Annotated in this window: 14 protein-coding genes and 1 pseudogene; 2 read left to right on the top strand and 13 right to left on the bottom strand. The window is 60.6% G+C overall.

What is annotated here, in order from left to right; all coding sequences use genetic code 11:
- Nucleotides 1–69: 69 nt before the first annotated feature.
- The 4 genes from JN280_RS03845 to JN280_RS03830 form a co-directional block, all read right to left on the bottom strand.
- Nucleotides 70–1371, bottom strand: a complete 1302-nt coding sequence (locus tag JN280_RS03845) for an epoxide hydrolase family protein (protein WP_202310188.1) — start codon at nucleotides 1369–1371, stop codon at nucleotides 70–72.
- A 197-nt stretch (nucleotides 1372–1568) separates the two neighbouring features.
- Nucleotides 1569–3230 carry an MASE4 domain-containing protein gene (locus JN280_RS03840; RefSeq protein WP_202310187.1) on the bottom strand — a complete coding sequence of 554 codons (1662 nt, stop codon included), beginning with the start codon at nucleotides 3228–3230 and terminating at the stop codon, nucleotides 1569–1571.
- Between the two features lie 136 nt (nucleotides 3231–3366).
- Nucleotides 3367–3735: a response regulator transcription factor gene (locus tag JN280_RS03835; RefSeq protein WP_202310186.1), complete on the bottom strand. Its 369-nt coding sequence runs from the start codon at nucleotides 3733–3735 to the stop codon at nucleotides 3367–3369.
- Nucleotides 3736–3834: 99 nt separating this feature from the next.
- A complete protein-coding gene (locus JN280_RS03830) occupies nucleotides 3835–4467 on the bottom strand; it encodes a response regulator transcription factor (RefSeq protein ID WP_202310185.1) in 633 nt (210 codons plus the stop codon).
- Between the two features lie 249 nt (nucleotides 4468–4716).
- Here JN280_RS03830 and JN280_RS03825 point away from each other — a divergent pair, with 249 nt between their 5' ends.
- Complete coding sequence (locus JN280_RS03825; protein ID WP_202310184.1) at nucleotides 4717–5424, top strand: response regulator transcription factor; 708 nt, start codon at nucleotides 4717–4719, stop codon at nucleotides 5422–5424.
- Nucleotides 5425–5677: 253 nt separating this feature from the next.
- Here the strand turns inward: JN280_RS03825 and JN280_RS03820 are convergent, their stop codons facing one another.
- The 6 genes from JN280_RS03820 to JN280_RS03795 form a co-directional block, all read right to left on the bottom strand.
- The gene (locus JN280_RS03820) at nucleotides 5678–6637 is read right to left on the bottom strand and encodes a YeeE/YedE thiosulfate transporter family protein (RefSeq protein WP_202310183.1); all 960 of its coding nucleotides are present in this window, start codon (nucleotides 6635–6637) and stop codon (nucleotides 5678–5680) included.
- Nucleotides 6634–6924: a hypothetical protein gene (locus JN280_RS03815; RefSeq protein ID WP_202310182.1), complete on the bottom strand. Its 291-nt coding sequence runs from the start codon at nucleotides 6922–6924 to the stop codon at nucleotides 6634–6636. The genes JN280_RS03820 and JN280_RS03815 overlap by 4 nt, the downstream gene beginning before the upstream one ends.
- 178 nt (nucleotides 6925–7102) lie before the next feature.
- Complete coding sequence (msrA, locus tag JN280_RS03810; protein ID WP_202310181.1) at nucleotides 7103–7609, bottom strand: peptide-methionine (S)-S-oxide reductase MsrA; 507 nt, start codon at nucleotides 7607–7609, stop codon at nucleotides 7103–7105.
- Nucleotides 7606–8055 (bottom strand): peptide-methionine (R)-S-oxide reductase MsrB, encoded by a 450-nt coding sequence (gene msrB / locus JN280_RS03805; protein ID WP_202310180.1) that lies wholly within the window; start codon nucleotides 8053–8055, stop codon nucleotides 7606–7608. The genes msrA and msrB overlap by 4 nt, the downstream gene beginning before the upstream one ends.
- A 245-nt stretch (nucleotides 8056–8300) precedes the next feature.
- Complete coding sequence (locus tag JN280_RS03800; protein WP_202310179.1) at nucleotides 8301–9374, bottom strand: HlyD family secretion protein; 1074 nt, start codon at nucleotides 9372–9374, stop codon at nucleotides 8301–8303.
- Nucleotides 9371–10939, bottom strand: a complete 1569-nt coding sequence (locus JN280_RS03795; RefSeq protein WP_202310178.1) for an MFS transporter — start codon at nucleotides 10937–10939, stop codon at nucleotides 9371–9373. The genes JN280_RS03800 and JN280_RS03795 overlap by 4 nt, the downstream gene beginning before the upstream one ends.
- Before the next feature lie 371 nt (nucleotides 10940–11310).
- Here JN280_RS03795 and JN280_RS03790 point away from each other — a divergent pair, with 371 nt between their 5' ends.
- Nucleotides 11311–11922 carry an NADPH-dependent FMN reductase gene (locus JN280_RS03790; RefSeq protein ID WP_202310177.1) on the top strand — a complete coding sequence of 204 codons (612 nt, stop codon included), beginning with the start codon at nucleotides 11311–11313 and terminating at the stop codon, nucleotides 11920–11922.
- A gap of 38 nt (nucleotides 11923–11960) precedes the next feature.
- Here the strand turns inward: JN280_RS03790 and JN280_RS03785 are convergent.
- The 3 genes and pseudogenes from JN280_RS03785 to JN280_RS03775 form a co-directional block, all read right to left on the bottom strand.
- A pseudogene (locus JN280_RS03785) lies at nucleotides 11961–12405 on the bottom strand (P-type conjugative transfer ATPase TrbB); the annotation flags it as partial.
- Nucleotides 12406–12918: 513 nt separating this feature from the next.
- The gene (locus tag JN280_RS03780; RefSeq protein WP_202310176.1) at nucleotides 12919–13503 is read right to left on the bottom strand and encodes a TetR/AcrR family transcriptional regulator; all 585 of its coding nucleotides are present in this window, start codon (nucleotides 13501–13503) and stop codon (nucleotides 12919–12921) included.
- A gap of 33 nt (nucleotides 13504–13536) precedes the next feature.
- Nucleotides 13537–14028 carry a DUF302 domain-containing protein gene (locus JN280_RS03775; RefSeq protein WP_202310175.1) on the bottom strand — a complete coding sequence of 164 codons (492 nt, stop codon included), beginning with the start codon at nucleotides 14026–14028 and terminating at the stop codon, nucleotides 13537–13539.
- Nucleotides 14029–14061: the final 33 nt, after the last annotated feature.

Below are 14061 nucleotides of genomic sequence, written 5' to 3'. Positions count from 1 at the left end.
GTCGTGCTCGATAGACCGGTGTATGCAACTCCGGTCTATCTGTAGCGGCGTTCCACTGCCCCGTTCGTATCAGCTCGCTTGGCGAAGCTGGCGGAACCCGGCGCGCATGTCAGTGACGAGGAGCGCCGGCTGCTCCCACGCGGCGAAGTGCCCGCCCTTGTCGAGCTTGTTGTAGAAGATAAGCTTGGGGTAGGCCTGCTCGGCCCAGCTGCGCGGGGCCTGAAAAAGGTCGTCGGGGAAGGCGCTCACGGCAACCGGGATAGTGACGCCTTTGACATTGAAGAAGCCGAACCCGGCGCCCTCGGCGAGCCGCTCCCAGTAAAGACGGCCGGAGGAAACCCCCGTATTCGTCAGCCAGGTAAGCGTAATGTTGTCGAGGACATCGTCCCTTGTCAGGCCTTCGACCTGCCCGTCGAATGAGCGTGCGATGAGCTCCAGGCTACGCGCGTCGTGGTCGAGCAAATAGGCGGCCAGGCCGACCGGAGAATCCGCAATGCCATAAAGCGTCTGCGGGCGCAGCCCCATCTGGTATGCGTAGCCGACGCCCTTCGTATATACGAACTTCAACTGCTCGTAGGCATGCTGCTCTTCGGCGGACAGGCCGGACGGCGCAGGCGCGCCGGCCCCGGCAGCCTTGTCGATGTCAGGTGTGATCACGCCCGGCATGTTCGTGTGGATCCCGATCAGTTGCGGGGGCGCTTGTACGCCCATCGTGTCGGTGATGATCGCCCCCCAATCGCCGCCCTGGGCGACATATCTGTCGTACCCGAGGCGCTTCATCAGCACGTTCCAGGAGCTTGCGATGCGCTGGGGTCCCCAGCCTGTCGTCGTCGGCTTGCCCGAAAATCCGTAGCCGGGTATCGACGGGATCACCACGTCGAAGGCGTCCGACGCGCTGCCGCCATGAGCAGTGGGATCGACCAGCGGATCGATGATCTTCAGCTGCTCGATGACAGAGCCGGGCCATCCATGCGTGACGATCACCGGCAGCGCATTCTCATGCTTCGAGCGGACGTGGATGAAGTGGATATCCAGCCCGTCGATCTCGGTGATGAAGTTCGGATAGCTGTTAAGCCGTGCTTCGACTTTGCGCCAGTCGTATTCCGTCGCCCAGTACTGCGCGAGCTTCTGGATGGTTGCGAGCGGCACGCCCTGCGAGAAGTCCGTCACCGTTTCACGGTCGGGCAAGCGTGTAGCGGCGACGCGCCGGCGAAGCTCGTCGAGTTCTTCCTGCGGGATGTTGACTGTGAACGGGCGAATTGCGTCGCCGCTCGCCGCTACACTCAGCGTTCCGGGGAGCGTGCCGATGACTCCAGCGGCAGCTGTGGCTGCGAGCAGTTCGCGCCGTGTGGGGGATGATGCTCCTGACATGACGTCCTCCTCTGTCTACTTGATCGGTTTCGGATGCGTGGACAGAGTTCGACCGTCGACGGGACTAAATCCATTGCACAATGGTGCCGGCGATGCCGATACCTTTGTATCGGCGGCCCGGAGATCGTGGTGGCGGAGGCGCTGGCACGCCGGTGTAGCAAGCGCTGAAGGGATTCTCCGCGGCCGGCGCGAGGACGTCAGGTCATGCTAGCGGCTGGTGCGCTACCAGTGCCTAGAACGACTTGAAATACCGAGCCGCGCGGTGCGTTGGGCGAGACCCAGATCATACCGTCATGTGCTTCTACGATGGAACGGCAGATCGACAGGCCCATTCCCATGCCGCCGGATTTTGTCGTGAAGAGAGGATTGAACAGCTTCTGCCGGTGCTGCGCGTCTATGCCCGTGCCTGTATCGGATACCGAAATCATCGCACCGCCATCATCGCGCAGGCTGGAGCTGACGGTGAGGTCGCGCGGACCGTCCACTGTGGTCATGGCCTCGATCGCATTCGTGATCAGATTTAGAAGCACCTGCTGCACCTGAATTTGATCGCCCAACACCTGCAGCGGCTGCACGCCTGGCTCAACCCTGACGGATATCTGGTGGCGTTTCAGGTCGTCCTGGAGCAATTCGATAGCATCTTTGATGAGGTAGTTGATGTCGAATAGGGTTCTGACGCGATCATCCCTGCGAAAGTTCGCCCTGATGCTCTCGATCACTGCGGCCGCGCGATGCCCGTCGGCGGCGATCCTGGTGAACTCCGTTCTTGCCTTGTCCAGATCGGGATCAGCGCGATCAAGCCAGCGCAGCCCGGTTTCGGATCTCGTTATCATGGCGGCCAACGGCTGCTTGACCTCATGTGCAATCGTGGCGGCGACGGCGTCGCCTGTCATCAGTCGAGCTGCGCGCTCACGAAGCTGCGCATCGATGGCGCGCTGCAGTCTCATGCGCTCGTCCTGCAGCATGGCGTTCGATCGGGCGAGGCCCGCATAAAGACGAGCCATCTCGGTGATCAACACCACCATCACGACAGTGGCCGTCACAAGCTGGTAAAAACGGCCGGCATACCAGGCAAGATTGTAGCGGCCCGCGCTGAGCACGGAGGCGAGCGCCACCTCGAGGAGCAGCGCGCACAAGGCAACGACAAGCCACTGGTCGAGCAGAGAACGCTGGCGCGGCCACAGCAGCGATAGCGCGATACCGCCCAATGCCAGGATCACCATACCGCCAACGATGCGGCGAAATAGGCTGAGAGGACGAACGTCCACGAAGGTTATCGGTAGCAGTTCGTCATGCTGCGTCACGAACCAGAACAGAAGAATGACGAGGGCGAGAATACTCGCAACGCTTGTGCCGATGGCGCGTCCAGTGATGCGGACGTCCGCCGCGCGGCTGCTATCCTTGAGCAGGGCATAGCCGATGATGGCGAGGGGCAGCCCTGAATGCCAAAACCAGTAGAGCCATACCGCCGACTGTAATCCTGAACCGAGGACGCCGGTTGGCGTGAACGCACCGGGAAATGCCAGCGCATGTGCGACAACAATCAGCGCGCTGAACCAATAGCCGCTAGCGATCACCAGGAGCGCCCATTGGCGTAAGATATAGAACTGGGCGAACAGAAGGGCGGCGGTCACGCAGTCGCTGACAAACAAGGCGGCAGCAAGGGTCGGCACGAACGCATGGACTTCAGGCAAGCGGACGGCGGCAATGGGCCATGTGCCGAGAAGAATGATCAACAGGGCTATTAGAAAGGCACGCGCGATTCGGCGCTGACCAGGGGTTGGGGGAACGTTCGCCAGGACCTGCGGTTCGAGGGAGCGCGAGGCCGGCACAAAAGCTAAGCCCTGGCTTTCCGTCATTGGAGCAAGGTCCGTTACGGATATCCTAGCAAATTTCGTGAGAATGCGCGACAGATCGTGTGGTGACAAGCCGTCCGGAACAGGCCGAGGCGTTGTGTATGGTGGCGCGCCCGTCCCTGCCAATTCCGGCCGGCCGCTAAGGCCTCAGGGCCTTTTCCAGGCAGGTCATCAATTCGCGTGTTTTGAACGGCTTTCGAAGCAGGCAGATTGCGCCGCTTTCTGCCGCACGATCGTCGATCCCGGGTTCCGAGCGAGCGGTGACAAGTATCACGGGCATCTTTCGGCGGCGTCCGGCGAGCAGCCGGGCGAGATCAAGACCGCTCATGCCAGGCATGTGAACATCGGTAATGACGCAGTTGGAGGACGCATCCGCCTGCCCGGCCAGGAAGTCGTCCGCAGATGTGAATCCGCGCGCGGCATAACCGAGCGAACCAAGGCTGTCGATGAGAGCCGTGCGGAACGATTCGTCATCATCGACGACCGCGATCAGCAGCTCTCGTGACACATCGTCCTTTCCCTATTCGAGCCAGCGCGAACAGCAAGAATGGCAACTGTGGCATGCCTTGTCTCGATGAGAAACCTATACGGGAGTGTTATCGGTCGCCTACGGCCGCCGCCTGGGATTGATCGCATCAGCCATACGGACGAGGTCCGCCAGCGTCCTCGCGCCCATCTTGCGCATCGCCGCGCCGCGATGGATCTTGGCCGTGATCTCGCTGATGCCGAGGTCGCCGGCCACCTGCTTGTTCATCTTGCCTTCCGTAACCAGCAGCATCACCTGCTGCTCCCGCGCCGACAGAGTAGCAAACCGCTCGCGCATCTTCGAAACGTCGCCATCGATTGCGCGCCGTTGCCGGTCGCGCTCAATCGCCGCCAACACGGCGTCGAGCATATCCTGATCTTTGAATGGCTTCGGCAGGAAGTCCACAGCGCCGTGCTTCATGGCGCGAACCGACATGGGGATGTCGCCATATCCCGTCATCATCACGACGGGCAGCTGGATACCCATCTGCGACAGCTGCGCCTGGAAATCCAGCCCGTTGATATCAGGCAGGCGGATGTCAATGACAAGGCAGCCTGGAGCATCCGGAACCGCCGCGGTCAGGAAATCTTGTGCGGTTGCGTATGTCAGCGCCTCAATCCCGATCGACAGCAGCAGGGTTTGCAAAGCTTCCCGCATCGACGCGTCATCGTCGACCACATGGACAACGGCTTTTTGATCCGAGAGGAGCGGCATCGCGGCTGAACAGCATGTCAGAACTGCGGGTATTCATCAAACAAAAGTGTGACGCCGCGTGGCCGCTCATACCTTGATATAAGCGCCCCTTCCGATCGTTGGATAGCGAATCCGGCGTGGAAATCCCAGAATGATCCAGCAGTTGCTTGAAGAGGTCGACGCGCCGCCAGGCCATACCGCCACCCGGGCAAAGCTCGTCGTCCTACGCTCCCAGCCAGGTTACAGAATGCCGAACTCAGGAGCCTCGCCATGGATAGATTTTGCGAACTCAGGCAGGCCGTTGCCGCCGGCTTTCCATGCGCGCAACCAGCGGGAGATTCCAGAGCAAGGCCGTCCGCGCTGCCGGACACGCCTGTCGTATTCGTGGTCGACGACGACATGTCCGTGCGCGAGTCGCTGGGGTCGCTCATCCACTCTGCGGGCTGGCGCCCTGAAGTCTTTGGGTCCGCTCTGGCCTTCTTCTGTCACCCGCGACCTGATGTTCCCAACTGCCTGATCCTTGACGTCAACCTTCCGGACATTAGCGGGCTTGACCTGCAGAAGCTCATCGCTGTCGAGCGAGCCGATATGCCGATCATCTTCGTCACCGGATTCGGCGACGTGGCGATGACCGTCAAGGCGATGAAAGCGGGTGCTATCGAGTTTCTGTTGAAGCCGTTCCATACCGATGCACTGCTGGCTGCCGTCAGCGATGCGCTGGAACGGAGCAGGGTGGCGCTCGAACTACAACTGGAGATGCAAGCGCTACGCGGTCGTTATGCATCACTCAGCCGACGCGAGCAGGAGGTCATGGCAGGGGTGGTAGGCGGCCTGCTGAACAAGCAGGTCGGCTTCGAACTCGGCATCAGCGAAATTACCGTGAAAGCTCATCGAGGGCAGGTGATGCGCAAAATGAAGGCCCGCTCCCTTCCTGATCTGGTCAATATGGCAGCACGGCTCGGCCTGATTGGCACGTGAAGGTGATTCCGTGCAGCCATGTCCGGTTGTGTGAAGGGTTTCGCATGCCGGCCTGTCGCAGTGATGGCCGCGGCACCGGGGCCGCCTTCTGAAAGCCTTCACAAGGAGCGACCAGGCTGTTGGCACCAATCTACAGCAGGACGGTGACATTTACGCACGATGTCACGTTGGTTTCGGATCCCGGCCAACAGCGAATACTCAGTCGGCGCAGCTCAACTGGTTTTTCAATGTCCGCTCCGATACGTGGCCGCCGTCATGACCAGGACCTTGCCATTGAACCGAATTTGGCGATGAGGACGGCGAGCGTCGCAACGAAAAGTACATAAGCAACCACGGCCTGCCATGCGCCCATGGGCAAACCAATCATCAGCAGCGTATCGTTCCCGCCGGGAATAAGCAGCGCACCCAATCCCATAAGGATACCCGCAAGCGTTCTTCTGACTGCAATCTTGACTGTCGGCCATTTCAGCGTGAAGCGCCGCTTCATAAATCTTGCTGAAGAAAAGGTGCCCGCGAACATGCAGACAGAAATCACGGCGCCGGCGACAGGAATCGAAACGATCGATCCGATCGGTGCTGTGATCGAGAACCCAGGTTCGAAAATGGCCACCAGCGTAAAGGTGATCCCGATTGCTCCCATCGACAAGGTCAACCGCATGAAATTGGACTCGCTCCTTCGTGATACACCGAACCTCAGTGCCAGAACGGCCAACAATGCAAATGCGATGGGCGCCGGCCCAACCGGGAGCGAAGCACTTGTAGGCGGCTGATCCGGAACCAGGTCGAACAGAGATTCGGCGTAAAACACCGCAAGGATGCCGAGAAACGCGAATCCGAAGTCAATTTCGCCATTTCCTATATGCCCAACCGACCCGAACACGCATGCACCGTTCAGATACGTACCAAGCCCGAACAACATGGTTGCCGGAACCAGATAGATGAGTGGCAACCAACCTTGCGGCATCATCGGCGACGCTTTGAGGATTGCGTAGACGAGCGCCGCCAACAAGGCGCCCTCGACAAGCACGATGAATCGCGCCGGCCTCTTCTCCGAAACCAGTTCCCTCGTGGCAATGACGGTGCAAATCGATCCTTGGTTAAGCGCGAAGCCGAGGACAAATCCCAACACCCCAAGTAAAGCAACACCCGCCCAGGTATCCTTGCTTGCTTCCGCAAGGCTCGACCCTGATATGTTCACGAGGAGTTCGCTCATTTGGCAATCGCCCCCGATGAGTCTGCGGAGAAGCCGCGGACGAAGTCGATCACCTTGGCCGAAGACATTTCGCACGGCCGCAGGTGAACCTCGCCCGCCGGGGTACGATAGAGATTGAAGCTGACGATGTCGCGGCCCCCGAGTTCACGGGTGAACAGCCTGGTGCAGCCAGTCGACCGGTCGATGGTGACGCCATAGGCCGATCCGCCATAGCTGCCCCGTGAGAAGCCATTGGGAAGCTTTCCAAGGCTGTCGAGGAAAGCCGAGAGCTCGTCTGCCTTGGTCATCTCTGCCTTTTAACTCTTGCCTCTCCCTCGGCTGGTGTGCTTGTCGGCGAGGAATGTAACTTGGCCTACGGCAAACCTCTTGGCTGAATGCCTTCGCATCGGAGCCGGCCGCATCGACGAAGGACGACGGAATGTGTATCGGCTCCCCGTTCTTTACGGATGCAGACGAGCTTGCCGGCTATTCTGCCGCGGCCCGCCGAGGCAGCACCCAGTCCGAGCGTGGGTAGTGGCAACTGTAGCCGCCGGGATAGCGCTCCAGGTAGTCCTGGTGCTCCGGCTCCGCTTCCCAGAAGTCTCCCGCCGGCTCCACCTCGGTCACCACTCTGCCTGGCCACAATCCCGAAGCGTCCACATCCGCGATTGTATCTTCGGCTATCCGCCTCTGCTCATCGTCCGCGTAGTAGATCGCCGACCGGTAGGAACTTCCGTAGTCGTTGCCTTGTCGGTCTGTCGTGGTGGGATCATGAATCTGGAAGAAGTACTCCAGTATTCGACGATAGCTGATTTTCGATGGGTCGAAGATGATTTCTATGCCCTCGGCATGGTTGCCGTGATTGCGGTAGGTCGCGTTGGGCACGTCGCCGCCGGTATATCCGACGCGGGTGCGGACGACGCCCGGCAGCTTGCGGATCAGGCCCTGCATGCCCCAGAAGCAACCGCCCGCCAGAACAGCTTTCTCGGTCATTCTAGATCTCCCTTTACGAGGTTGAGGTAGGCGCCGTAGCCCTCGGCCTCCATTTCGTCGCGCGGAATGAAGCGCAACGCCGCGGAATTGATGCAGTAGCGCAACCCACCCTGGTCTTCGGGACCATCGGGAAAGAGATGGCCAAGGTGACTGTCGCCATGCACCGAGCGAACTTCGGTGCGGATCATACCATGCGAGTCGTCTCGCAGTTCGTTGACGTTTGCCGCCTCGATCGGTCTGGTGAAGCTCGGCCAGCCGGTTCCGGAGTCGAACTTGTCGGTCGAGGAAAACAGCGGTTCGCCGGAAACGACGTCGACATAAATGCCCGGTTCCTTGTTGTCATGATACTCCCCTGTGAAGGGGCGCTCGGTTCCATGCTCCTGGGTCACGCGATACTGCGCCGGCGTGAGCTTGCTGACCGCTTCCTTGGTCTTTGCGTATTTCATCACCTGCTCCACTATTTCGACGTTGGGTCCAAATTTCGCGGGACGTCACGGGGTTGCCAGGGCGGATGTTCAGCCCTTGCACAACAGATGTAACAACAGCTGCCACGATGCTATTGCACGAAGGTGTTGGCGATACTTTCGCATCGGCTTGCATGACCAGCGGGCGGTCCTGGTATCAAGGATGCACGGCAAATGCCGACCGGAGCAGCCATTGTCTGCAACCAAACATCCCCTCGGGGAGCAGCCTAGCGTTTGGAAGCACCAACTCGCGCTATGGTCAGGTCTTGGGTTCCGGAGGACAGAACCACCACAGCCGACATGCCGGGCCGCAGACGAACGAGGTCCGGTTGCCCTGGATCGAAGGTGATCTTGACCGGTATACGCTGGACGATGCGGGTGAAATTACCGGTCGCATTGTCGGGCGGCAGGAGCGCGAACTGCGCTCCGCTGGCCGGCGACAGGCTCTCGACGCGCCCCTTGAATTCTCTCCCGGGGAGGGCGTCGATCGAGATCGCCATACAGTCTCCAGCCCGTAGCCCCGCAATCTGCGTCTCCTTGAAATTGGCTATGACCCAGAAAATTCGAGGCACGACCGCAACCAGCAGGGTACCCGCGCGGACATATTGCCCGACCCTGGCCTGGCGTTCACTCACCCAACCGTCAGCGGGCGACCGCACGACCGTACTTTCAAGTTCGATCTCGGCCAGTTCAAGAGCCGCCGTCGCTGCGGCAATGTCGGCTTCGATCTGCGGGCGCTGAGTCTCGAGCACCTGCATCTGCTGCCGAGCCGCAGCCAGGTTTGCCTGGAATTCGGCGATCTTCGCGCGCGCCCGTAGATGGTCCGCTTCCGTTTGGTCGCTTATTGACTGCGAGGCCCAACCGCCTGTGGTCAGTTTGTGAACACGCGCGAAATCGCGCGCGGCGCGGTGGGCGTCGGCTTCGGCGCCTTGTAGGGCGGCGATTGCCTGTTCAATAACGGCGCGCTGCAGGTCCATCCGGCTGGTTAGATTGGCGAGCAAGGCGCGCTGCATTGCCACTCCGGCGGCAGCTTGGTCAACCCGAGCGCGATAGTCGCGGTCATCGATCCGGAACAGGATGTCCCCAGCTTTCACCGCCTGGTTATCACTCACGGCGACCTCGATGATGTAGCCGCCGACCTTCGGACTGATGGGTGTGACATCACCGCGTACGTAAGCATTGTCGGTCGACGTCGAACTGAGAACCATGAGCCATCGGCCCGGATGTAACGAAGTCGCCGCAGCGGCGAACACGGCTCCTGCTACGAGAAGACTGCTCAATCCGGCGCTTAGCAGCTTCATGGTTGCGCTCCTGCGCCACCGCTCGGCGGGCGCAAGGGTGGCGAGCGGCCGATCGCGACGGTCGCGATTGCACCGATCAACAACATAGCGACGACCAGAAGGAAGGCCTCATTGAACGCCAGGACCCACGCCTCGCGTCGTGCGGTCGAAGACAAGAGCGCGACCGCGCGGGCTGTCGTGCCGTTGTCGTCAACAAGCCGGTTCCCAAGTGCTCCCGCGACGGCCGTCAGACGATCAGCATCGATCGTGTGGTACAGTGACACATTCTCGGTAATGACGTTGGAGTGAAATTTTTCGCGCTCGGTGACGAAATGGGACACCACGCCGATACCGAGAGTGACGCCGCCGAGCGTCGTCGCGTTGAAAGTAAGGGAGGCTGTCGGAAGATCCGCGGGCTTCAGCAAGGACGTGCCGACGACCATGGCCGGCGTCAGGAACAGCAACTGGCCTACCGAGAAGACCACCAGCATCAGACGGAATTGCTCGGCGGCGACGAGAGCGGTGCTGCCCACCACCAACGCCGTCCCGATGGCGCAGAGCGAAAAACCGAGCCCCATGACTACGCGCATGTCGAGACGATGCATCAACTGCCAGACCAGCGGCAATGCGAGGAGCTGCGGGATTGCCGCCCAAAGCATCAGCTCGGCCACCTCCAAGGGCCGATAGCCTTGAACGACCGCAAGGAACTGTGGAACGAGATAGGAGGTCACGACCAGGCTGACGCGAAACACCAAATTGAGCGCGATCGGGATGCCGAATTTTCGTGTGACCAGCAGCCGGGGCGACATAATCGGCAGCGGTGAGAACCGCACCAGAAACGCGAACCCGACCCACGCTGCGATCGATGCTGCTGTGCCCCAGAAAATCATTTCGTTTTCGAACCAGAAACGCCGCGTACCCTGACTGAGCACGAGCATTAGCGTCGCCAGGGCAAGCGATAGCAGGATCACTGCGATCCAATCGGTCTTGAGGGCCGACCAATCCGGACGTTCCTGATGTGGCATCCAGGCATGGGCCGCGAGGGCCAGCGTCGCGCCGAGTCCGGCCTGGATCAGGAACAGCGTCTGCCAGCCAAAGTTGTCTTCGGCAAACCCCGCGACGACCGGCCCTAGTGAGCCAGGGAACAGAAGCACGAAAGAGAGCAACGTCACGCCGAACGGAAGCCGCGGCCCGCCCGCAACCATGAAGACGGCGACGAATGCCGCAGGACCGAAACCGCCGGCCACGAAACCCTGGATCGTGCGTAGAGCGACCATCACCCAGAGATCGGGCGCGGTGGCGCAAGCCAACGCAGCGATGGCGAAGATGGCGGCGCTCACCTCGAGGTATCGACCGATGCCAAGGAACTTGATGAGAGGGCCCGAGGCGACGATCCCCGCAAAACTGGCCATAGTGTAAACCGTCAAGACCCACGACGCCTCGTCGGACGTGGAAAACAGACCACCTTGGACGTCGGCGATATTGGTCGAGGCGAACTGCGCCGACAGGCTGATGAACAGTGACCCGGCAAGGCCGGTACCAAGAAACAGAATCTTGCTTGGTGTCAGCGCGTTCGGCGTCGTCATGACAGCCACTCTTCAAATTCGCAACGGATGGCGATCCGCAACGCTACTGCCTAGCCGCATGGAGTCTATTGTATGAAGGTGTCGCCAATACTTTGGGATTGGTTGATGCGTGCCGTCAATGAAGACCTCGGGCACCCCCGGGTTGGCCGGAAGCCGATATTTGCTTGCTACCTAGCAGCGGCTTCGTCGTTCGGTGAACGCCCAGCAGTCAAATCTCAATATTCCGCTGTCCCGCAAACAGCACCGGTCCGATAGTATCGCCGATACCATCGAACAATAGATTTGTCTCTGTTGAGAGCCGATTTCTGTACCGCACTCTAAGGAGACGGGTGGACTCAATTCCCTTCCCCGGTACCAATAGGAGATCAACCATGCCCCATAAGATCGCTGTTCAGGTGGGAAGCCTCCGCGCCGATTCGCTTAATCGGAAGATAGCCGACCAGCTTGTCCGGCTGCGACCCAATGACCTCAGCCTGGAGATTGTCGGGATCGCTGATCTGCCGTTCTACAATGAAGACATCGAGGAGAACACGCCGCCGGAGTCGCAGGAATTCCGCGAACGAATCAAAGCGGCAGACGCCGTTCTCTTCGTGACGCCAGAGTACAACCGGTCCGTTCCGGGGGCGCTCAAGAACGCAATTGACGTGGGCTCCCGTCCATATGGGGCGAGCGTGTGGAACGGAAAGCCAGGTGGGGTGATCACGGCTTCACCGGGAGCAATCGGAGGATTTGGCGCCAATCACCACCTCCGCCAGATGTTCGTTTTCCTCAACGTGCTGGTCATGAAGCAACCTGAAGCCTACTTGAGCCACGCAAGCGAAATGTTCGATGAGAGTGGCGCGCTGGCAGATGAGAGGGCTCGAGAATTTCTCACCAGTTTCCTCAACGCGTACGCCCAGTGGGTGACAGCGTGTCTTGGCCATGCGGATGTCCGCCAGAACCGTTTGAACTTACAGGCTACCCGCTCCATGGTCAGCGCCTGAGAGCGCTGGTGTGACCATGTCAGTTAGCATGTATCGAGCAGAAGATGTTTGCCTGTGCTCGTGCCGCCCGCGACCAGGATGTTGCGGCGATCGGCGACGGCCTCGCGCAGGATCTCGGCCTGCTCGGCCGTCATTGTGCCGGCCGCAACGTAGTCCTGCAGCGTGAAGACGGCGACGGCGGGTTTGCGGATCGCGAAGGCCGGCGCCGCCACCACCGGCGGCAGCAGGCCCTCGAACCGCTCTCCGTTTCCGGCAGCTCGGCCGAGACGCGGGGGGTCCCGGCGTGAACCTCGGCGCCGACATGATGCGCGACCAGGCGCACGATGCGCTCGCCGTCGGCGGCCGAGAGCCGCTCACACGTGTCGGACAATCCCTCGGACAGCCGGTCGATCCGAGACGGCCGTCGGGGTTGAGCATCACCTCGACGACGCTGGCGTCTCCGAGGAAACCGGCGATAGCGGGGCCGAGTGCGGTCCGCAGCATGCGGGCCCCGCGAAGTATCGCCTCAGATTTCTCGGAAGAAGCAGCCACGTCGTCCCCGTTCTTTGCGGAACCGCGTTAGGCCGTCCCTGGATCGGGGATGATTAAGAGAACCGGAAATCGGCCCTCGGCAACAGGTTGTTTTGATTGTCGTACAGTGGCGTACAAAGACAGGCGTTCGGCGGAATCTCCGAATACTTGGGTTGCCGCAATCAGTTACTTATTGCGCGTTGCGCGTGAGGTCCTGTCACGGGGGATCCCGCCAAGCCATGACCACGATATCGACGAGAAGTGGTTTCCAGACCCTGGATCGAAAGCAGAGGCTGCGGAATAAGGCCTACCAGGTCGGCAACAAAACCCTGCGAATATGGTGTTACGCGTCCGACCCGGTAAGCCGACGACTTAACTGCCGGCTACCAAAGTCCAGCACAAACATTCTTGCTCTCTCCACCGGGGCAGCTTTGCCTCGGCGCACTGTTGCCATACGCTTAGAGCAGCAACTACAGGGGGCCACCCTCACTGCGGAGACGGTGTTTCCGCCAGACGCAGCGCAGCCTCGACACCACCTTCCAGAATCTGCTCAGCCTGGGCAGTGTCAGGTACTGCTCGCGCGAGCTGAAGAGTTCCCACCATTAGGCCGAAGATAGCCGTCGCGCGGCGGACGCTTGTCGTTGAACTGGCATCCGGAAGCAGCGCGGCCAGCGTCGAAACGTAGCTCTGCAGCCCTTCCTCGTACGTCTGCCGAGTGGGCAGGACCTGGCGGGCGATTTCCGGGAGCAACGCCGCCGAGGGGCACCCCACTGCCGGATCTTCGAGGTGGGCGCGGTTCAGGTACCTCCAAATGGCGCCTTCGAGGTCCAGACCCTTCCGTTGATCCTCATCCAGGCTATGTTGCTGGTTGGCGAGCGCGCTCGCCAGCGCCTCGCGAACGAGCGCCTCCTTGGACTCGAAGTGGGGATAGAATGCCCCGTTGGTCAGGCCGGCCTCGGCCATGATCCCCGCAATCCCAGCGGCCGAGACGCCGCCTCGGCGGAAGCACTTCGATGCTACATCGATTATGTGCTGTTGTGTCGCCGCCTTATGACCTTTTTCGAAACGCATCGTTCTATCAACTCCGCCGATATGCCGCCGCCGTCAGGTTGCAGCTGCTTCCAACAAGGCTTGGAGGTCGCGATCAAGCTGCTGGGCCACGACATTGACCTCATCGTTACCAAACTGGCCAAAAACCGAAGCTGGTCGATCATATTCAAACCCAACACCGCCATCGCCGTCCTCGCGCAGCAGAACGCGGATGGGCGCATAGAGTCCCGCCGACAGTTGATGGCGGGTCATCTTGGATGCGGTGAGCGGATTCCCGATATCGTACTGGATGGATCGGCGCGTCTGCCCAGCAATCGCCAGCAGCGCCCCATGGTCACGCTGGCCGAAAATGGTGAGTGGCGAACTTGCCTCCAACTCTCGAAGCGCGCGCGTGCTTTCACCGTATCGCAGGAGAGTGAAGATCCCGTCGTCGATGCGGGGGGCCAAGGTCGCGAGCTTGGCTCGAACGTCCTTGAAAGGCTTTGTCGAGCGGATGGTCACGTGCTCGACCGTAATGGCACGCGTTGAGTAAAGTGCATTAGCCATCTGTTGATCCTCTATCGGTTGTCGTTGTTTGCA

Source organism: Mesorhizobium sp. L-8-10, from assembly GCF_016756635.1.
Lineage (GTDB): Bacteria > Pseudomonadota > Alphaproteobacteria > Rhizobiales > Rhizobiaceae.
The sequence above is the reverse complement of the archived record's forward strand: the minus strand, read 5'-3'. Positions and strand labels throughout refer to the sequence as shown.